This window comes from Ruegeria sp. BE10 (genome assembly GCF_056538905.1).
The window spans coordinates 109,927-128,511 of the sequence record NZ_JBQFTX010000011.1 but is presented as its reverse complement, the minus strand read 5'-3'; the positions used below and the strand labels follow the sequence as shown (position 1 = coordinate 128,511).

At 55.4% G+C, this 18,585-nt stretch carries 19 protein-coding genes and 2 tRNA genes; 10 read left to right on the top strand and 11 right to left on the bottom strand.

The genetic code is table 11. From position 1 onward, the window contains the following. Window positions 1-148: 148 nt before the first annotated feature. Window positions 149-523: a hypothetical protein gene (locus ACR0M2_RS19875; RefSeq protein ID WP_170362584.1), complete on the bottom strand. Its 375-nt coding sequence runs from the start codon at window positions 521-523 to the stop codon at window positions 149-151. Between the two features lie 49 nt (window positions 524-572). On the opposite strand from ACR0M2_RS19875, the gene ACR0M2_RS19870 reads away from it, so the two are divergent. After that, window positions 573-1,373 (top strand): alpha/beta fold hydrolase, encoded by an 801-nt coding sequence (locus tag ACR0M2_RS19870; RefSeq protein ID WP_413247496.1) that lies wholly within the window; start codon window positions 573-575, stop codon window positions 1,371-1,373. A gap of 4 nt (window positions 1,374-1,377) precedes the next feature. Here the strand turns inward: ACR0M2_RS19870 and ACR0M2_RS19865 are convergent, their stop codons facing one another. From ACR0M2_RS19865 to ACR0M2_RS19845, 5 genes are all read right to left on the bottom strand, one after another. Next, window positions 1,378-1,752, bottom strand: coding sequence for a rhodanese-like domain-containing protein (locus ACR0M2_RS19865; protein ID WP_170362583.1), 375 nt, complete (start codon window positions 1,750-1,752; stop codon window positions 1,378-1,380). A gap of 67 nt (window positions 1,753-1,819) precedes the next feature. Continuing rightward, a complete protein-coding gene (locus tag ACR0M2_RS19860; protein WP_170351284.1) occupies window positions 1,820-3,172 on the bottom strand; it encodes an HlyD family type I secretion periplasmic adaptor subunit in 1,353 nt (450 codons plus the stop codon). 12 nt (window positions 3,173-3,184) lie between these two features. Then, window positions 3,185-5,290 carry a type I secretion system permease/ATPase gene (locus ACR0M2_RS19855; RefSeq protein WP_437436476.1) on the bottom strand — a complete coding sequence of 702 codons (2,106 nt, stop codon included), beginning with the start codon at window positions 5,288-5,290 and terminating at the stop codon, window positions 3,185-3,187. 166 nt (window positions 5,291-5,456) lie between these two features. Then, the gene (locus tag ACR0M2_RS19850; protein WP_480706758.1) at window positions 5,457-7,409 is read right to left on the bottom strand and encodes a type I secretion protein; all 1,953 of its coding nucleotides are present in this window, start codon (window positions 7,407-7,409) and stop codon (window positions 5,457-5,459) included. 125 nt (window positions 7,410-7,534) lie between these two features. Next, a complete protein-coding gene (locus ACR0M2_RS19845; RefSeq protein WP_480706757.1) occupies window positions 7,535-9,688 on the bottom strand; it encodes a hypothetical protein in 2,154 nt (717 codons plus the stop codon). 605 nt (window positions 9,689-10,293) lie between these two features. On the opposite strand from ACR0M2_RS19845, the gene ACR0M2_RS19840 reads away from it, so the two are divergent. Further along, on the top strand, window positions 10,294-11,061 hold the full coding sequence (locus tag ACR0M2_RS19840) for a helix-turn-helix domain-containing protein (RefSeq protein WP_480706755.1): 768 nt from the start codon (window positions 10,294-10,296) through the stop codon (window positions 11,059-11,061). Beyond that, window positions 11,054-11,551 carry a hypothetical protein gene (locus ACR0M2_RS19835; RefSeq protein ID WP_254437464.1) on the top strand — a complete coding sequence of 166 codons (498 nt, stop codon included), beginning with the start codon at window positions 11,054-11,056 and terminating at the stop codon, window positions 11,549-11,551. The genes ACR0M2_RS19840 and ACR0M2_RS19835 overlap by 8 nt, the downstream gene beginning before the upstream one ends. A gap of 136 nt (window positions 11,552-11,687) precedes the next feature. Here ACR0M2_RS19835 and ACR0M2_RS19830 read toward each other — a convergent pair. After that, window positions 11,688-11,772 (bottom strand) — tRNA-Leu (locus ACR0M2_RS19830). Window positions 11,773-12,084: 312 nt separating this feature from the next. Here ACR0M2_RS19830 and ACR0M2_RS19825 point away from each other — a divergent pair. After that, window positions 12,085-12,567, top strand: coding sequence for a hypothetical protein (locus ACR0M2_RS19825; RefSeq protein WP_480706754.1), 483 nt, complete (start codon window positions 12,085-12,087; stop codon window positions 12,565-12,567). A gap of 376 nt (window positions 12,568-12,943) precedes the next feature. Here the strand turns inward: ACR0M2_RS19825 and ACR0M2_RS19820 are convergent. Further along, a tRNA-Thr gene (locus tag ACR0M2_RS19820) sits at window positions 12,944-13,019 on the bottom strand. Between the two features lie 467 nt (window positions 13,020-13,486). On the opposite strand from ACR0M2_RS19820, the gene ACR0M2_RS19815 reads away from it, so the two are divergent. Next, window positions 13,487-14,071, top strand: coding sequence for a hypothetical protein (locus tag ACR0M2_RS19815; protein WP_254429622.1), 585 nt, complete (start codon window positions 13,487-13,489; stop codon window positions 14,069-14,071). A gap of 55 nt (window positions 14,072-14,126) precedes the next feature. Here the strand turns inward: ACR0M2_RS19815 and ACR0M2_RS19810 are convergent, their stop codons facing one another. Then, the gene (locus ACR0M2_RS19810) at window positions 14,127-14,396 is read right to left on the bottom strand and encodes a DUF2312 domain-containing protein (RefSeq protein WP_058282431.1); all 270 of its coding nucleotides are present in this window, start codon (window positions 14,394-14,396) and stop codon (window positions 14,127-14,129) included. A 161-nt stretch (window positions 14,397-14,557) separates the two neighbouring features. Between ACR0M2_RS19810 and ACR0M2_RS19805 the strand changes: the two genes are divergently transcribed. After that, window positions 14,558-14,776, top strand: coding sequence for a hypothetical protein (locus ACR0M2_RS19805; protein WP_170351324.1), 219 nt, complete (start codon window positions 14,558-14,560; stop codon window positions 14,774-14,776). A 9-nt stretch (window positions 14,777-14,785) separates the two neighbouring features. On the opposite strand, the gene ACR0M2_RS19800 is transcribed toward ACR0M2_RS19805, so the two are convergent. Continuing rightward, window positions 14,786-15,001, bottom strand: a complete 216-nt coding sequence (locus ACR0M2_RS19800; protein WP_170351325.1) for a hypothetical protein — start codon at window positions 14,999-15,001, stop codon at window positions 14,786-14,788. Between the two features lie 244 nt (window positions 15,002-15,245). On the opposite strand from ACR0M2_RS19800, the gene ACR0M2_RS19795 reads away from it, so the two are divergent. The 4 genes from ACR0M2_RS19795 to ACR0M2_RS19780 are packed head-to-tail and all read left to right on the top strand — an operon-like array spanning window position 15,246 to window position 17,436. Next, window positions 15,246-16,109, top strand: a complete 864-nt coding sequence (locus tag ACR0M2_RS19795) for an MBL fold metallo-hydrolase (RefSeq protein ID WP_170351326.1) — start codon at window positions 15,246-15,248, stop codon at window positions 16,107-16,109. 32 nt (window positions 16,110-16,141) lie between these two features. Next, the gene (locus tag ACR0M2_RS19790; protein ID WP_170362575.1) at window positions 16,142-16,564 is read left to right on the top strand and encodes a YeeE/YedE family protein; all 423 of its coding nucleotides are present in this window, start codon (window positions 16,142-16,144) and stop codon (window positions 16,562-16,564) included. Next, window positions 16,564-16,995 (top strand): DUF6691 family protein, encoded by a 432-nt coding sequence (locus tag ACR0M2_RS19785; protein WP_480706753.1) that lies wholly within the window; start codon window positions 16,564-16,566, stop codon window positions 16,993-16,995. Before ACR0M2_RS19790 ends, ACR0M2_RS19785 begins: the two co-directional genes overlap by 1 nt. 9 nt (window positions 16,996-17,004) lie before the next feature. After that, a complete protein-coding gene (locus tag ACR0M2_RS19780; protein WP_170362573.1) occupies window positions 17,005-17,436 on the top strand; it encodes a protein tyrosine phosphatase family protein in 432 nt (143 codons plus the stop codon). 1 nt (window position 17,437) lies between these two features. Here ACR0M2_RS19780 and ACR0M2_RS19775 read toward each other — a convergent pair whose 3' ends face one another. Then, window positions 17,438-18,544 carry a FliM/FliN family flagellar motor C-terminal domain-containing protein gene (locus tag ACR0M2_RS19775; protein WP_480706752.1) on the bottom strand — a complete coding sequence of 369 codons (1,107 nt, stop codon included), beginning with the start codon at window positions 18,542-18,544 and terminating at the stop codon, window positions 17,438-17,440. Window positions 18,545-18,585 lie beyond the last annotated feature (41 nt).

Sequence of the window (18,585 nt, the reverse complement as noted above, 5' to 3'; positions counted from 1 at the left end):
TGGCGAAGACGGCAACAGCGCCGTCGAAGCCAAGGTCAAAGCCGAGGTCGCAGACCTCTGCGCGCGCTTCCCTCTCTATCCGAACCTGTAATCAGGTCGAAAATCAAATACTTGAACGGCGCCTTTGAGGCGCCGTTTTCCATACGGATCAGATAAAACCCTGCCACCACAAGAAGACAAGCAACAGAATCGTTAAAGCGATCAGGTTGAACGCCAGTCCTCCCAGCATCCCCAGGAACCAGCCCAGCCGCCGGTCGGCGCGATTGATACCGCTGAGATGCGCCTGAACCTCTTCTGACGCACGAGCAAGTTTCGGGGTATCCAGAACCAGCCGCAGCTTTGGATGTGCCGCCATCGGCTCGGCACTGGCCAACAGCAAGGCCTGTTTGTAAATCCGCCGGGGCAGTTGTCGCTTGGCCTTGCGGATCGAAGCCGTCAGCGTCTTGTCCCGCACCCCCAACTTTTTGCGCAGCAACTGAACCGTCTGCGCGATCTGGGTTTGGATATCTGTTTTTTCCGACATGACGAAGCCTCCAAGCCCGCCAATCTAACCGCCTCTTGCGAAGGCGACAATGGGGCTGGTCGTTTCTATTCACGGCGGGTATCACGACTTCATGCTGAACACGATCATACATGGTGAACCGACCGCGAACCCCCCTTTGCTGATTGCGCATGGGCTGTACGGCTCGGCCCGGAACTGGGGCGTAATTGCCAGACGGCTGGCCGATGAGCGGCAGGTCGTGGCCGTTGATATGCGCAACCACGCGTACAGCATGTGGACCGAGCAGCACAGCTATGGCGACCTTGCCAATGATCTGGCCGAAGTGATCGCGCATTTTGGCGGCAAAGCCGACGTGGTGGGCCATTCGATGGGCGGCAAGGCAGCGATGACGCTGGCGCTGCAACACGGCGAACTGCTGCGCAAACTGGTGGTCGCCGACATCGCGCCAGTCACCTATTCTCATAGCCAGATCCAGTTCATCGAGGCGATGCGCGCCGTTGACCTGTCAAAAGTCGAGCGACGTTCGGATGCGTCACAGCAATTGGCCGAACTGGGTGTAGAAAAAGCGCTTCAAAGCTTTTTCACGCAGTCGCTGGATGTTCAGGGGCAACGCTGGCTACTGAACCTGGATGTTCTGGCCGCCGAGATGCCCAAAATCATGGGTTTTCCGCAGCTGGACGCAACCTGGGATGGTCCGACCCTGTTTCTTTCGGGCGGCGATTCTGACTATGTCCTGCCTGAACACCGTGACCTGATCCGCACGCTATTCCCGGCCGCGAGGTTTGCCAAAATCCCCGGTGCAGGCCACTGGCTGCACGCCGAAAAACCGCGCGAATTCGAAGCCGCCGTTAGGGCGTTTCTGAACGCCTGATCCTTTAGGACGACACCTCACCCCCACCATTAATCCAATCGGGCAATCCGCCAAGATTGTAGACCTGCTCATATCCCATGTCTTTCAGCAACTTACCGGCCAAAGCGGCGCGGCCACCAGCGGCGCAATAAAGAACGATGGGGCGATTTTTCCGAAGCTCGGGGTCGTGAGATTGCAAGCTATCATCGGCGCGAAATTCCAGCATGCTGCGCGGGATGTGGTGGGCACCATTGGCCCGGCCCGTCTGCTGCAATTCAACAGCATCGCGCACATCCAGTAGCAACCCGCCCTGTTCCATGACCTGTTGGGCAAAATCGGTGTCTACACGTTCGACGACCGCATTTGCGGCCTCCATCATGGCTTTTACGGTCAATGGCATCAGCAGTCCTCCGGTGAATATCACCGAAGGCTAACATGCGAAAAATGGAAGGTGTAGACCGCCCCTGCTATTGTTCGCGGAATGCGCGCGACATGCTGTCCGTCACAGGTTTCGCGATATAGGCCGCAAAGGTCCGCTCTTCGGTCTGGATCATGATCTCGGCGGGCATACCCGGTGTTGGGATAAAGCCGCGCACGCGTTCAATCTCTTCTGGTTCCAGTGAAATGCGGGCCAGATAGACCTCTTGCGGGGCTCCAGTTGAATCCTCGATCACCGAGTCCGCAGACAGATAGAACACCTGCCCTTGCAGCACCGGTGTTGTCCTCTGATTCAGGGCGACCAGACGCACGGTGGCGTCCTGCCCTGTCACAACACTGTCGATTTCGGTGCGCGGAATCTGTGCTTCGATGATCAGCGGAGCGTCTGCGGGTAGAATCTCGGCAATGGGTTCACCGGTTTCGATCACACCACCCGGCGTATGATAGTGCAGTCGCACCACTGTGCCGGATACCGGAGCCCGCACAACGGCGCGGTCCAGAACGCTGCGGGCCTGGCGAGCTTTTTCACGGACACTTTCCAGATCGGCTTCGATCACGCCCAACTCATCCAGCGCGGCCTCACGATAGGCAGCACGGGTGCGGGTAATCTGTTCTTCGTATTTCAACAGCATCTGGCTGATCTCAGCCGCTTCGGCCTGCAGCCGTGCTTGTTGCCCTTCCGCTTCGGCCTGAACCCGACGGATCGTGTTCAGCTCACCTTTGCGCACCAGGCCTTTTTCGAACAGCGCCTGCTTGGTTTCGAGTTCTTCCTGCAGGATTTCCGAGCGCCGCACCATGCTGTCCAACTGTGCATTGAACCCGCTGGAGCGAATTCTCAGAGCTTCCATGTTGCGTTCGAGCAGAGCGATGTCGTTCAACAGCGTCTTGCGGGACAGATCAAAAGTGATCTTTTGCCCATCGAGAATGGACAGAACTTCTGTATCTTCTGAATTGGCAATAAGGTCAGGCGAGAACTCCAGCCGCTGCAGTTCATTGTACTCGGCATTCAGACGATCTGACATGGCCTGCAGGCGGATTTTACGGATGAATAATTCACGCTCATTGGCTTCGGCCGAGGTCTGGTCCAGCGTCATCATCACTTGCCCGGCTTTGATGGCCTGACCTTCAACAACCTGGATTTCCTCGATGATACCGCCTTCAAGGTGCTGCACGATCTTGTTGCGACCTGTCGCGACAAAACTACCTTGTGCAATCACAGCAGCGGCCAGCGGTGCACTGAACGACCAGACGCCAAAACCGCCAAAACAAACAACCAGCATGGTAAGCCCAATTACAACCAGACGATTGATCGAGCGTGGAACTTCGGCATACCAGACGGTCGGATCATTGGGATCGTTGTTCACGGGTACCAGTTCATTCATGTCGCACCCCCCTTATTTGTTTTGAATGCCGGGCTGATTATTACGCGGCCCGTTCAGTTGTTGCAGAACCTGTTCGCGATGACCAAACAGCGCCACACGGCCATCCGTCAGCAGCATGATCTTGTCGACCACGTTCAGCAGCGTTGGTTTCTGCGTGATCACTACGACGGTAATCTTGCTTTCCCGTGCCTGTTCGATGGCCCGGGCAAGGGCCCTGTCACCAGCAACGTCCAAGTTCGAGTTCGGCTCGTCCAGAACCACCATGCGCGGATTGCCAAAGAAGGCCCGCGCCAGTGCGATGCGCTGTTTCTGACCACCCGACAAGGGTGACCCATCCGCAGCCACTACGGTTTCATAGCCTTGCGGCAACGTGGCAATCATGTTGTGTACATCGGCCAGAACGGCGGCGTCGTGGATTTGTTCGTCGGTCGCATCGTCCCGCATCCGGCCGATATTGTCTTTGATCGTACCGGGGAACAATTGCACGTCCTGCGGAAGATAGCCGATGCTTTCGCCAAACTGACGCGGATCCCAGTTGCGGATATCCATCAGGTCCAGCCGGACGCTTCCGGATGTGGGCAGGATTGACCCAACCAGCGTTTTGCCCAGCGTGGTCTTGCCCGCACCCGAGTTGCCGATGATGGCCAGAGTTTCACCCGGGTTCAGCGAGAAACTGATCCCGTTCAGCACAACACGCTTGGTGCCGCCAGGCACATAGAGAAGGCGTTCCACGTCCAGCCGACCCTCGGGGCGCGGTAAGCGCAGCTTTTCGAATTGCAGGGCCGAGTTGGATAGCAATTGATTGATCCGGCCATAGGCTCCGCGTGTCAGAAGGAAGCCGTTCCAGCCTTCGATCGAACCCTCGATCGGCGCGAAAGCGCGGCCCGCGATAATTGAGGCCGCAATGACCATGCCGCCGGTGATCTCCCCCTGCAAAGCCAGAAACGCGCCCCAACCCAGAATGCCGATCTGCGTCAGCAAACGCACCGCCCGCGAAATGGCCGCGAAAATCACATTCCGGTCCTGCGCGCGGACCTGCCATGTCAGGGATTGTGCGGTGTCGCGTCCCCAGATGCGCACGGCCTCGGGGATCATTGCCAGAGCGTTGATGATCTGACTATTTCGCGACATCGAATCCAGATGCATGTTGGCCATGGACTGCGCCTTGTTGGCTTCGGCAAAGGGTTTGGCCGTCATACGCTGGTTGATGAATGCAATTGTCATCAGCAAAACCGCCGTAACGATCACGATCATCCCAAGCTGCGGGTGAACCAAAAAGATCATCAGGATGAACAATGGTGCGAAGGGCACGTCCAGGAAGGAAATCAGCGTCCCCGAGACCAAAAAGCTGCGCACTTGCTGCAAATCACCCAGTGTTTGGTATTCCCGCCCAGAGCCATGCAGCGACGCATGCGCCGCAGCGCTGAGAACCGGGGCACCCAGACGGGCTGCCACCTCAACCGCGGTGCGCATCAGCATGAAACGCCGCACCGCATCGAAGGCGGATTGGAAAATCACTGCCCCGGCGACAATGGCGGTCAACATGATCAGCGTGTCCAACGACCGGCTAGTCAGGACGCGGTCACTGATCTGGAACAGATAGATCGGGATCGCCAATATCAGAACATTCGTTGCACAGGTCAGAACCAGCACAAAAGCCAGATTGCGATAGATCGCGCGTAACGAAGTGCGCAACGTCGCCTGAAAATCTTCAGGCGGCGTTCGCTTGTGAAATGTTTGGGGTGGCCCCTTGCCATCGCCGCCGCCAGAATTACTGCGCAGCATTGGCTCGTTCGCTTTGGCCTCGATAGTGGTGCCCATGCGATCACCGCCACTCGAGCGCGACGCGGGGGGTGTACGGTCGCTCGTTTTATTGACGGGTTCAGGATCGGGGCCCTCGACATCGGCCACCCCATCACCGCTGCCCTGTTGGTCATTGTCTTCGGCAGGCTGCGGCTGCTTGCGCCGGGGGGAAGGTCCGGCGCGCAGGTGCGGTTCCTCTTTCACTTCGTGATGTTCAGGATCAGCTTTCACGGTTTTGCCGGCGCTCGCATCGCTTTTGGCGACTGCCTCCCGTTCACCGTCTGGCGGATTACTAACGCGTAAATCTTCGCTCAAGCGCAATCCGAGAACTTTTTTCCGTTTCAAATCTGATTTGCTCGCACTTGGCGGCTTGGAAACGGCACCAGCGTTACGATCCAACGGACTGGCGTATCGTCTCGGGCGCGACGGAAAAACAATCGACATGTTAAAACTTTCAAAACACTCGTAACAAACAGGGTTACTACGCTAGCATAGATTGCAGGCCGTCGTCGATGGCAGCCGCTTCTGAGGACGTCAGATTGCTCTGGCCTGGGGCGTTTTCCGAATTGCCCGGCCCATCTACATCCTCCAACAACATCGCGATCGCTTCGTTGACAAGCTCGGCATTTTCCTCTTCTGGGCTGTCGATAAGGCTGGCCTGATGCAACATCACATCCGAATATTCGCCCTCTTGCGCCATCACGACAGAGTCGATTCCCATTTTGGTCACGTTGGCCGAATTCAATAGCGCGTTGCCCGCACCTAGCGCGGAAACCCCTTCTCCGCTTGAGTTTTCGACGTAAACATCGTCGTCATCCTGCAACATGGTTACCTGGTCAATGACGTTGATCTGCAGCAGGTCACCTTCGATCTTGAGAACCCGCACCACTTCTGTTCCGGCAAACATCGGATCGTTCAACAACGCGTCTTCCAGTGCATCGGTATCCACCTCTTGCAAAGATACCGTGCTGGCCAGATTGTCGCTTAACTCTTCGTGGGTGTCTTCCCCTTCGGTCGTCAACGATACCTGGTTCATTACAAGATTGTCTTCAGCATCCGTTGGGCTTGCGCCGTGAATCACATCATTGTCCAACAAAACGATGGTCTGGTTCACAACGTCGATCGAGACCATATCGCCGCCAATTATGATCACATCATAGTAGCTGCCCAGCTGAATGATGTTGGTCACATTAGCCATATCATTATCGCCCAGCGTATAGGCTGTGGACGAAGCTGAGATTTCCGTATTGATGTGGTCAATATCCGTGGCGTCGATAAGCTGCTCAATGAAATTGGTTACCAGCAGATCACCGGAAATCCAGTCGATCATGACAACCGGGTCCTGATCGGGATTATCCGAGACATTGTGTTCCACCCATGATGCCTCGTTGGCTTCGGTCGCGATGTTTGAAGACTGGACAACATGCGTGTCGCTTTGCGCACCCGGCGCACCTTGGTCGACATCAGAGACAACAGCGACCTGGCTGACAGCGGTCAGGTTGATCGCCTGCCCACCGACCACGATGTTGGGCGCATCGACCCAGCCAACTGATACCGCGACCTCGTTGACGGCATAGTTGCCACCTGCGACCACCGAATGACCGTCTTCAAATTCGGGGTCTTCGGATTGATCCCATTCGGCCGGCAATGCCTCGGCCAACTCGTCCTCGGCGTCTTCGTCCTCCAAATCTTCCTTGTGATGTTCCGGCAGCAGCTTCAAAAAGTCCGGAATTTCATCGACATACTCGCCATTCACGATGATGCCCGAGGCATCCTCGCCGTGGAACTGATGTACCGTTACGCCTTCAATCTCAAGATTAATGGGCGATTGCATTTGTTCGATGAGTTGTTCGACAGCCTCACCGGACTGATAGTCCTGGATGTGGATCGATGGGGTCGATATGGCATGCAAGGACAGTGCCGCGCTTTGCAGCGCGTCGGCTTGCGCCATCAGGGCCTCGACATCGCGGAAGTCACCTTCGCCCACGACATCGTTGTCGATCAGATGGATTTTCTGCACCGTGTAGGTGACCGCTGATCCAATCAGCTCGGTGATGTATTCGGGCTCCAGAATGATGTTCATCTGCACAAACGAGCTGAATCCCGGCGCATCTTCGGGCAAGATGGCATCCGGGCCGATCGCAGGGCCGGGTGCCCCATCAGCACCATCAATCAGACCAGAATTTTCCGTTGGTGGGGGGACATCATCTTGTGCGGGTCCAAACTTGTAAGGCACCGGGCCGTAATCGCCCGGATCCATTTTCAGATTGGCTTTGACATTGATGCGGGCCGGATCTTCGAGACCCTCAAGTTCTGCTTTCTTACGCAGAGCAGTAAATTCTTCATAAAAATCACGCCAACGGGCCTGTTCGGTCGTAAGTTCAAAAGTGCCAACAAAATGTGCAATTTGTTCCGTAATACTGTCGAGTGCCATTTTAGTTTCCTTTCCCCTCCCCGGCCTGAAATTTCCGGTTTAGGTTAAGTTGGGCCGAGGCCGCATAATGCGCCCCCGGCAGTTTTTAAGAGGTCAGAGCCCGCCAAAGCGGGCTCTGATTCCGATTAAACGTCGGTGTCGTCGCTGGAGTAGCTGGACGACATGTTGCCGCCAACCATGGTCGTATCGACCGAGTTACCAAGAACGTTGGCACCCATGACGATCGACTGGTTGAACGCCGAAGTATCGACGACCGCTGCGGCCGATGCGTGCGACTCACCGTTGACAATGCCATCGCCACCGTTGCCCGAGCCCCAGTCACCAGCGTTGCCACCGGCACCACCTGCGCCCGAGTTCGCACCCGATGCGTCGCCGCCTTGCTGCATGCCACCTTTGGTGTCACCAATATCGACGAAGCCGTGCGAGTTACCGCCTTGGCCACCCATGGCTTGTGCAGCACCGCCGCCGCCACCGATGCCCGACGTGGACGTACCGTCCGATGTACCGTATCCGGTAGCCGTTGCATCGTTGTCGGAGCTGCCTGCGCCGCCATAGCCAGAGATTGCGTCAGCCATCGCGTCAGCGGATCCGTCAGTGTCCGCAACCGCCCAAAGGCTGGAAGCTGCGCCATCACCAGCGTCGTTGTCAGCGTCTACAGACCCAGAACCGCTGGCATCCGAAGTTGCATCCAGATCCAGTGCTCCGCCGCCGCCACCGACGCCGTCGGCCATCGCGTCAGCGGATCCGCTAGCATCTGCCGAACCATCGGAATTGTTGGACCCACCGGCACCGCCCGCGGAATCCGCATCCTGGTTACCGACACCTTGAGCATCCGCAGTCGCATCTGCGTCCGCATCCGCGTCACCACCGTCACCTGAACCACCGGCTCCATTACCGCCAGTTCCGCCACCGGTGATGTTCTCGTTCAACGCGTTACCGCCAGTTCCAGGTCCACCGGCACCGCCACCATTTGACGGAGCTTCGAAGTCGTCGTCAGGGCTGCCAGCACCACCGGCACCACCGGTACCCGCGCCGCCAGTTGCGTCGTTATTGCTACCGTCGCCGCCATTGGCATTGCCACCGTCACTGTTGCCACCGTCGCCGCTGGCGTCGCTACCGGCAAGGCTGCCCGCAAGACTACCTGCAAGGCCCAGACCCAAGTTGCCAGCACCGCTGTCGCCGCCGTCTGCGTCTCCAGTCGAGGAATCGACGTCTGCATCGCTGTCTTGGTCAGCGTCAGCATCGGAGTCATTGTCACCGCCGGTTGAGTCGCCGTCATTGCCAGCGCCTGAAAGACCAACACCCAGACCCAGACCGATCGATCCGGCATTACCGCCGTCACCACCGTCACTGTCCGCATCCGACGCGTCCGAGTCACCTTGATTGTCGGCGCTCGAGTCGGCACTTGCATCGCCACTGTCGCCACCGTCACCGGAACCGTCAGAGCTTGCGTAGCCTTTACCAACGTTCAGACCCAAGGTCGTTGCATCACCCGAGTCGCCGCCGTTTCCGGCATCTGCGTCGGCGTCAGCATCACCCGCATCGCCACCACCGGCATAGGCAGATGCGCCTTTGGTGTACGACATTGCATTGCCGCCGTCAGTTGATCCACCGTCACCGGAGTCACCGCCGTCTGCGTGTGACGCAATACCTTCAGCAGCGTTGGCTTCGCCACCATGGGCATCACCGTGCTGTTCGAAGGTACCACCGTCATTCGACACACGTGCCGCGCCCAGATGGTCATCGTCATTCAGGTGGGCCACCTGGTTGTTGATGGCCAGCATGTCGTTGCCTTGACCGTCCAACGAGATATCCAGGTTCATGTCGTCGCCCGGATCATAGTTAAAGTCGTTTCCGACCGTGATGATGTCCTCGACCGAGCCACCTTCATACACATCGACATCAACCAGATCATCGTCATTGGGGCGGAGACCTTCCTCACCAAAGTCGATGTTTACAGAGTTGGAGTTATCGTTGGTGTTGTCACCGTTGGTTTGAGTCTGGTCCTGATCCTGACCTTGGTCCTGACCCTGTTGCTGGTCCGCGTCTGCAGTCTGTTCCTGACCCTGTTCCTGACCCTGATCCTGACCCTGGTCTTGATCCTGACCCTGATCCTGGTCCTGGCCTTGGTCCTGACCCTGACTTTGCTCATTATTGTTCGCGTCAATTTCTGCTTCTTCAACGGTCACGTCTGCTTCGACATGAACATATGCTTCATCGACTTCTACTTCGCCGATGGCTGTAATATCATTGACGGGTTGTTGATGGTTGCGTCTCATTTCAAAATTCCACTTTTTAAGCGCCCGACCGTCATTCATCTACAAAACGGCTACTGGCGCAGTTGAAACAAAAAATTTGAGCATTCAGGCGCAATACGCGCATGAAGCGGTTTCATTTGGTTGATTCGTTCACCACCTTCCTTTCCCGGCTAAGCCGATGCGCTGTCCGCGATAATCAAGATTCGTGCAAATTCACGAATCGCGGACACGTCAGGAACCAAGCTTCTCAAATTGAAGCAGGGACATGGTTGCAGCGGGAAGGCTGCCTGAATAGCTGCCCTAAAGCATTAGATATGGTAAGATGCTGATTTAATTTAAAATTTTAAAAATTAACCCAAAATTAACGCGCAAATACACGAAAATGTGGCGGAAGTTCGACCACTCGGTTAAATCCATAATTTTTCTCTACTTTTACGAGAACGGCCATGGCGAACCTAATCAATGGTTCTAGTCCCAATTGGCAGGGCGATACGAATTATTGAAGAAAATTAGACTTTCAGGTATAGTCGGTCAGGACTGTCGGCTAATTTGCCGTTAATTTGTGTTCCGATTGTTGTTTACGATTTCGTCACCGATTTTGTGGCGTGGGTTTAAAGGGGGAAATAATGAGCAATCCGTTACAGGATAATATTGCCCAACTTGATGTTAGTACCGAAGATTTCTCGATCAATTTCATCGGCAAGGAACTCTTCTTTTCCAACCAGACACTGCGAAGCGTTCAATCCGAATTCGGTGTGGCCGCTCATCGGTATGACGACATCGCCGACTTGAAAACTTCCGGCGCCCCGGTTGCCGCGGCTGGCAAAGTGGTTGTTGTCGATCAGATTATGTTAGACGATTTGCTGGCCCGCCCGCAGGTCTATACCGAAGCAACCGGATCAGGTTGTTTGGCCTTTGCGTACCGAAAAGAGGACTCGGCCCGTTTTCTGTTCGAAAACTGGGATCGGGGGCAGTTCGGGGATGTCGGCTATCTTCCCATGAATGTTGCACCGGATGTGTGGCGGTCCATTCTGCGCCTGCTGATGCATGAGGAATTGTATCTGCCGTGCTTTATGGCTGATTGCTTGTCAAATCTGCAAAATCAGAACAAACCCCGCTTGCTGCGTGAAACTCCCGCAAAGCCAGAGCAAAATCCAAAGAAACCTAATCCGATCTATTCCCGGCTGACGCGGCGGGAAAAACAGGTTCTGCACCTTGTCTCGAAAGGGCAAAGCAACAAGATCATCGCGTCGAACCTCGGCATCACTGAGCACACGGTAAAGCTGCACATGCACAATGTTGCCGGCAAGATCGGTGTAAGCAACCGGACCGCGGCAGCACAGTTCTATTTCGAAGTGGCGTCCGATGAAGCGCACGGACAAACCATTGACTGAGACGCTGGAAACCCGCTTTGACCGCTTAATCTTGCTGGTCGGCAAACTGAACTACATGTGGACCAACACAGAAAGCCTGTTGATCCACCTGATTGCCGGGTTGAGCGGCACCAACAAGGACGTCGCCGTTATCATCTTCTTGACGCTCAACACGACGCGCGCCCGGATCGATCTGGTTGAACGTCTTGCCAAGATGGAAGGCCGCCCTGCCGAAATTCGCGATCCGATCCTGGCCCACACGCAACGGCTGGCCAAACTGTCGTCCATTCGGAACAGGTATAACCATTGCATCTATTCCTTTGATGCCGACAGCGGGAACCCCAAGACCATCCTGATGCGCATTGCGGACCGAAAGACCGATATTAAGCTGGGGCGTGAAGACACGGTTGATGAAAAGGCCATTCAGGAAATCGAAAGCATCGTAGCGCAATTGTCGACGGCAAACCGTGATATCTGGCGCCTGATCAACCAACTTGGTTTTCCGGTCTGATCACACATCATTAGAACCGTACTTTAAAGCCCGCTTTAGCTGCCATCCATCTTACTGAACAGTCGCCGCATTGGCTGCCAAGCCGGCTGTAATCTCGGGCAAAGGGAATCTGGCACCATCTCATTTCAGTAAAAATTGGTGCGGATGGCGGGGATCGAACCCGCAAGCCCTAGGGCGAGGGATTTTAAGTCCCTTGCGTTTACCAGTTTCGCCACATCCGCGCGCCACCAAAGCTGTAAAGCGGGTGACTTCCGAAACTCATACTGCCAACCAAAGTGATTGAAAAGCCGCAAGTTGCTTGCCGCCAAGAGAACCGGCAAACATCCCGGCTGTAAATGCTTGCGTGGGCCAAGAAGCACGCAGCTTGTTGCCGACCCACACGCTTGCTACGCAACCTCACGTGATTTCCCAAAATGATGCGCAAGCCCTACTCAGAACAGGATCACACGCGCCTGGGTTGCACGCTCATTACAGCTTCGCTACTCCGAGGGGTGTTTGATTGAGATGATTCATCAAGGTCCCTGAGTATTATTATGCAGAAAGAACAAAAGTCCTTTCAGGACCGCGTTACAAGCATCAATCAGCGCGCCGAAGTGGCCGCCGGCAAAGCCACTCCTGTCAGAACAGACAGCATCTGGGTACGATTAGCATACCCCGGTTCTTTCATTGGAGCATTTTTCCTAGGTGCTATTGCAGTTTTTCTGACACGCTATTTTCAGTCTCAGCTGGTTAACGTGCCTGGAAGTGGGCAACCCGGCGCGCAAGACATTGTCGGAATTGGCCTTGCAAGCATGGCTGGTCTGTTTGTTTCGATGCTTTTCAAAGGTAAGCAGAGGGAATTTGCCAGCGCCTGCACGCTAGGTGTTTTGCTGACCACATTTACCTACCACAATGCAGTCTGGGCCTACCCGGAATCTTTCGAGCAATTTTACGGAGAAGATTGGGTGGAGTTCATACAAAGTATAACGAAACCTTCCAGCATCTATTTTTTCGGCAATACCATCGAGTTGAGCTGAACAGCCCATAGCGCCTGCCCCTATTGAAACGTCACTGGGTGCAACAAAAAAGAAACTATTCTGAATATCTTGGCGGCCAGTGCCAGAAGCTGCTGGAAATTGGCTTGGACGACGATGGTCGATCATTTCGGAATAAATATGTCGATGGCAGCTGTTGCACGCAGACATCCAAAAAGAGGTTCACCTCGTTCTCACGACAGTGACCGCTTAGGACTTGGTTAACACCACCCTCTTTCTTCTGCGTTACGTGCTTTGCTAAGATCATGATCGCTCCAAGTTCAGCGATGACTAAAGGCATAACGTCACCTCTTGTGTCACCTTCGAATCTAGCGACTGCGCTTTAACGCTTTGATATTTAAGTAATTTCATTAGTTTCTGGTGCCCCCACACGGACTCGAACCGCGGACCTACTGATTACAAATCAGTTGCTCTACCAGCTGAGCTATAGGGGCACTGAGTGTCGATTACTTTCTCTTGTTGGAGACTTCAAGCCCATATTTTTATCTTAACTTAGTGAATGTCGGATTTCTTGGCAACGCGAAGAAACAACCGGGCAGAATGGTGTGGATTTGACTGTTCCGACCGCAGGCTGTAACCCGACTAGAAGAGTTGAAAGCAAGGACGAGAACCGAAAATGAAGGTTGCTATCCACGCGGGCGCGGCTTTTACAGATGAAGGCCGCGTGCTGAACTCGTTGAAGAAAAACTCAGACATCCTGAAAAATAACGGGGTCAAGATTTTTGGCCCGCGGCGATACAACAGGAGCTTCAATCCTATTTTTGAAAAGTTAGGAACTGAGGCCGTCGAATTATCCCAAAACCTCAATAGCATTCTGCCAAACGATGCACATACCCAGCGCGCGATCTTTTCCAGTGGAAGATTCGCGGGTGAACCGGCTGATGCCTTGCAGGAAGGGCAGTTGTATCCTTTAGCCGGTCGCAGAATGGCGCTGTTGGAGCAAGCCTTTGATGAACACCAACTTGAATTGTTCATAGGGCTCAGAAATCCGGGCAGCTTTATCCCCAAACTCCTAATGTCGCTGCCCGAAGGTGAGCGTGCCGAAATTGTTCGAAACACTGACCTGAGCTGCCTTAGCTGGATCGGCATGATCGAAGACATTCAGGACCTCGCCCCCAGCGTTCAAATCACATTGTGGAGCAATGAGGACACCCCGTTTATCTGGGGGGACATTATACGGTCTTTAACTGGCTTGGACGACAGTACGACGCTGGTGGATGAATATGACCTGTTGGCGACTTTGCTGGATGAAGCCGGACAAACCAAAGTGCTGGCCCTGAGCAACCAAATTGAGCCGCAAGACAGGTCAGCCCTGCATGAACAGTTGGCTCAGATTTTTGAAGAGCACGCGCTGCCTGAGAAAATTGAGGAAGAGTTGGACATGCCCGGCTGGTCCACCGAGATCGTGGACGCGTTTTCCGAACTGTACGAACAGGATCTTGAACGGCTTGGTGCCGTACCGGGCGTGCGTGTTCTAAAACCCTGATCGTGAATGTGAGGGACCCGCATGACAAGAATCGTCAGACGGACCCAGCCCTGTTTCAGCTCATGCCCAGCGCTTCCTTGTACATCTCAAGCACCGCCTCTTCTTCGGCAATATCGTCCTTGTCGCGCTTGCGCAGCGCGATTACTTTGCGCATGACCTTGGTGTCGTATCCACGGGCTTTGGCCTCCGCCATCACCTCTTTTTGCTGTTCCGCAAGGTCTTTCTTTTCTGCGTCCAGGCGTTCAAAGCGTTCGATGAACTGGCGCAGCTCACCCGCGGTAACACGATAATTCGCAGTGGCCTGATCTTCGGTCATGTCATCCATAAATGTCTCTCCCAGAGGTGGATATCTGATGCTGTGACAGCGGGCTCTACGCCGGATACATTGCTGCCGCACGGGCCGCAAGCACCCAATCCTGCCGGGCTTGTGTGAGCAGTGGCTATCCGCTAAGCGCTGGTGGAATTGACAAGCAAATGTGGGGAACCATGTTCGAATTCATCACCTGGGGCGGTGCCGCCCTGTCGCTTGCCGGGCTCTGCGGCCTGGTTTGGTGTATCCTGCGTGTGATGAAGGCGCGCAAGTCCGGCTTGTCGGACGAGGAACTGCGCGCTGTTGTTCAAGGTGTATTGCCGTGGAACCTGGCATCACTGTTTTTGTCGGTTCTTGGCCTGATGGTGGTGATCGTCGGGATTTCTTTTGGCTGACCGTTGAATTCAAACGGGCAGATTATCAAAGCGCGCTTCCATCGCATCTTCGCACAGGGCTGCATCCAAACGACGTAGGCGCGACGGGACATGCATTCCCTGCTGGCGCATCCGTTGAATCACTTTGGCCACACTTGGTTGCAATGCCAGACGTGTATCAAGGCACGCTCCGCTGAGCTTTTCTTCAAGTTGTTCGGCCTCTGAGTATAAATTGACTGACGACATTTCTATCCTCCCAAATGTCTTCATTTAGTCTGATATATGTGACCGTTTTAAGACCCGTATAGATTGCCACACAATCGCGCGGAAAACCGCCTGTTCGTCGGACTATTTTTGCGACCGGGGGCGATTTGATTAATTTTTACTCGAAACGAGGCTACCCTGCATTGACCCGCATCAAATCACGCAGTGTTGATTGCAATATATTCCGTAATTGATATATGAATTACCGACATAGGCGGAGGACCACATGACACCAAAAGTAAAAGCGTTTTTCGACCCCGAGACCTTTACGGTTTCCTACTTGGCGCAAGAGCCCGAAGGGCTTGCATGCGCGATTATCGACAGCGTTCTGGATTTTGACCACGCCTCTGGCCGGACGGGTACGCACGCAGCCGATAAGATCATCGAGTACGTGCGGGCGAACAACCTGCGGGTTGAATGGATTCTGGAAAGCCATGTGCACGCCGACCACTTATCCGCTGCCCCCTATCTGCAGGAAAAGCTGGGCGGTAAGATCGGGATCGGGGATCAGATCGTTACCATTCAGGAAACCTTCGGTAAAATCTTTAACGAAGGGACCGAGTTTCAGCGGGACGGCAGTCAGTTCGACGCCCTGTTCCGCGAAGGCGACAGCTTTCACGTTGGTCAGATGCGCGGCGATGTTTTGCATACGCCCGGCCACACTCCGGCCTGCCTGACCTATGTGATTGGCGATGCCGCGTTTGTCGGCGACACTCTGTTCATGCCCGATTTCGGCACGGCGCGCTGTGATTTTCCAGGTGGGTCGTCCGCAACGCTATACGAATCGATCCAAAAAATTCTGGCACTACCGGATCAGACGCGCGTCTTTGTGGGGCATGATTACATGGCGCCGGGGCGCGACGAATATGCTTGGGAAACAACCGTGGGAGAGCAAAAGGCGCTGAACGTCCATATTGGTCATGGACGCTCTGTCGAAGAGTTCGTTGAAATGCGCGACGCCCGTGATGCAACGCTGCCCATGCCCCGCCTAATTCTGCCGTCGCTGCAGGTGAATATGCGTGCAGGGCAGATGCCGCCAGCCGATGAAGATGGCGACGTTTACCTGAAACTGCCACTGAACAAACTCTGAAACATTGGCGGCTGTCGTGCAAAGGACAAACTATGCAACCTGAATGGATATGGGGCCTTGGCGGAGGTCTTCTGATTGGGCTGGGTGCTGCCCTCTATTTACTGGGCAATGGGCGCATCATGGGGGCCAGTGGCATTCTGGGCGGACTGGTCGACGGCAGTGATCGATCACTTGAACGGCTGGCTTTTCTTGCGGGATTGATCGGAGTGCCCTTGTTGTTGCGGCCCCTGCTCTTGCCCGCGGCCCAAACTCATCTGACCGGGAACATCACTCTCGTGATTATCGCCGGTCTATTGGTGGGCTTGGGCACACGCATCGCCAATGGGTGTACATCGGGGCACGGCGTTTGCGGAATATCCCGATTTTCCTTGCGGGGCATTGTCGCCACAATCGTCTACATCATGGCTGGGATCGCAACGGTCGCTCTGCTGCGCCATGTCTGGGGGCTGATCTGATGCGCGTAGTCATTTCATTTCTTGCAGGATCGTTGTTCGGAATCGGCCTGCTGATCTCTGGTATGACCGACACAATCAAAGTGCAGGGCTGGCTGGATTTGTTCGGACAATGGGATCCAACGCTCGCCTTTGTGATGGCTGGGGCGATCCTTCCCATGCTTGTCGCATGGCGGTTGACGTCCAACCGCCGCCCACTGACCGGAGGGAGGTTTCCGCAAAAAGCCGCACCCGAATTGGACCGCCAGTTGATCTTTGGCTCTGTTCTGTTTGGCATGGGTTGGGGATTGGTTGGGCTGTGCCCCGGACCGGCCCTTGCCTCGCTTGGCTATGGGGGAGTTGGCGGAATTGTGTTCCTGATCGCCATGATTGTGGGCATGGTTACTGCCCCTACCCTTGGTGCGAAACTGGACAGAGCCGCCAACGCGGCCTAAGCAATTGCCATGGAGATTCGCCCGATTACCCCCCGCTACGCCGTCTCGCCGCAAATTTCGGTCGAGGACGTCCCAGCCATCGCCGATGCCGGTTTTGTCAAAGTGATTTGCAACCGGCCCAATGTCGAGGTTCCTGCGGACATGCAATCAGACGCCATTGGCGACGCGGTGCGTGCGGCGGGAATGGAATACGAGGTTCTCGAACTGACCCACCAGACCATGACCCCTGAAAATGTGGCCCTGCAACGCGAGTTGGCCGAAAGCTGCGGCGGACCGGTTCTGGCCTATTGCGCCTCGGGCACGCGGTGTTCGGTAGTGTGGGCATTGGGACAGTGCGATCGGATGAGTGCGGACGACATCCTGAACGCGACTACCAAAGCGGGTTACACGCTGGACAACCTGCGCCCGATCCTTGAGCAGATCCGCGGCGACACTGAGTAAACTAGCTAGAATTATTGGGATCAGTTGTGGGCGTCGACAACCCGGCCAGCTGCGAAATTTCGGCAACCATTTGATCTGAGTCGGCAAAATTCAGGTTCGTTTCCAAATCCTCCGGTGCGATTGAATCGAACGGCACAGGCATCTGCGACATCTCTGGTTGTGCGGGCATGTCCGGTTCCTGATGAGATGCCACAGGCGACCGGGCCTCCAGAAACTCCTCCGCTTCAGATTGGGTCAACGCCGTAAGCGGTGCGCATTCGTTCAGGCGCACGGCGCGCATCCCGCCACATTGCCCCAAACGGCCAACGGCAGCGGGCGCGCGGTCGATCGTCAAGACCTGCGCCCGATCCAGCCGTGATCCCGTCAACGGCAGCACATCCCCAACGGCAAGGTCAGACAGCGACGCCAGCGGCAAGGTCATTCGGCAGATCACCGCGTTTAACTCTGCCCGCAAAACACCCGAAGCCTGTTCAAGGTTTGGACCTGTGTCCTCTTCCCTGACCTCCCCCTCCTGCTCTGCCGGATAATCGGGCAGAAAGACAGAAATTTGGCCCTGCCGCAGGCCACCGCCAAGTTCCACGGTAAGGTCAAACACCCGATACGTATCTTCAACCATCGCCAGCGACAATGTGCGCAAATCTGCCAAACGCGTGGAAAATTCATACCCCAACAAACTGGATTGATCCAAGGGCGCATCCACCAGTTCCACAGACCGTGCCAAGACCTGCTCGACCAACGGGGCAACCATCGCACCATCCGTGTGCGTGAAGGCACGTGGCGCAGGATCATCCGCCATTACCTCACCAATCGTTTGCACTTGAACGATGGCTGAAACAGCGCCCAGATCCATGCAGACAGCGGCAGAGATTCCTTCGCTGTTCATAAACTGCAGCATCAACCAATCTTCCCCAACCGGCCCCGCCAGCATGTCCGGCGTACGGTTGGATTGTTTGGCCCCTATGACAACAAGCGGGAGTTGCAAATTGTCCCCGGCCGAGCGGGCAAAAGCCAGCCGCAGCGCCCGCAAGATCGAGCGTGGCTTATCGCCCTGCTCTTCCCGTCCCGCTGAAAGCTTGCGCGCCAATGCTGCGCTGACCGTTTGCGACATTCTCGAATCCGCTGTGTTTTTCCGCGCCTGACACCCTGTCT

Excerpts from the sequence above, each read along its gene's own strand:
- ACR0M2_RS19785 (WP_480706753.1), top strand. The coding sequence starts at position 16,564 with ATGCGCGTAGTCATTTCATTTCTTGCAGGATCGTTGTTCGGAATCGGC.
- ACR0M2_RS19865 (WP_170362583.1), bottom strand. The coding sequence starts at position 1,752 with ATGCCATTGACCGTAAAAGCCATGATGGAGGCCGCAAATGCGGTCGTC.
- ACR0M2_RS19775 (WP_480706752.1), bottom strand. The coding sequence starts at position 18,544 with ATGTCGCAAACGGTCAGCGCAGCATTGGCGCGCAAGCTTTCAGCGGGA.
- ACR0M2_RS19870 (WP_413247496.1), top strand. The coding sequence starts at position 573 with ATGGGGCTGGTCGTTTCTATTCACGGCGGGTATCACGACTTCATGCTG.
- ACR0M2_RS19810 (WP_058282431.1), bottom strand. The coding sequence starts at position 14,396 with ATGGATGACATGACCGAAGATCAGGCCACTGCGAATTATCGTGTTACC.
- ACR0M2_RS19850 (WP_480706758.1), bottom strand. The coding sequence starts at position 7,409 with ATGGCACTCGACAGTATTACGGAACAAATTGCACATTTTGTTGGCACT.
- ACR0M2_RS19790 (WP_170362575.1), top strand. The coding sequence starts at position 16,142 with ATGCAACCTGAATGGATATGGGGCCTTGGCGGAGGTCTTCTGATTGGG.
- ACR0M2_RS19805 (WP_170351324.1), top strand. The coding sequence starts at position 14,558 with ATGTTCGAATTCATCACCTGGGGCGGTGCCGCCCTGTCGCTTGCCGGG.
- ACR0M2_RS19780 (WP_170362573.1), top strand. The coding sequence starts at position 17,005 with ATGGAGATTCGCCCGATTACCCCCCGCTACGCCGTCTCGCCGCAAATT.
- ACR0M2_RS19875 (WP_170362584.1), bottom strand. The coding sequence starts at position 523 with ATGTCGGAAAAAACAGATATCCAAACCCAGATCGCGCAGACGGTTCAG.
- ACR0M2_RS19800 (WP_170351325.1), bottom strand. The coding sequence starts at position 15,001 with ATGTCGTCAGTCAATTTATACTCAGAGGCCGAACAACTTGAAGAAAAG.
- ACR0M2_RS19795 (WP_170351326.1), top strand. The coding sequence starts at position 15,246 with ATGACACCAAAAGTAAAAGCGTTTTTCGACCCCGAGACCTTTACGGTT.
- ACR0M2_RS19840 (WP_480706755.1), top strand. The coding sequence starts at position 10,294 with ATGAGCAATCCGTTACAGGATAATATTGCCCAACTTGATGTTAGTACC.
- ACR0M2_RS19825 (WP_480706754.1), top strand. The coding sequence starts at position 12,085 with ATGCAGAAAGAACAAAAGTCCTTTCAGGACCGCGTTACAAGCATCAAT.
- ACR0M2_RS19860 (WP_170351284.1), bottom strand. The coding sequence starts at position 3,172 with ATGAATGAACTGGTACCCGTGAACAACGATCCCAATGATCCGACCGTC.
- ACR0M2_RS19845 (WP_480706757.1), bottom strand. The coding sequence starts at position 9,688 with ATGAGACGCAACCATCAACAACCCGTCAATGATATTACAGCCATCGGC.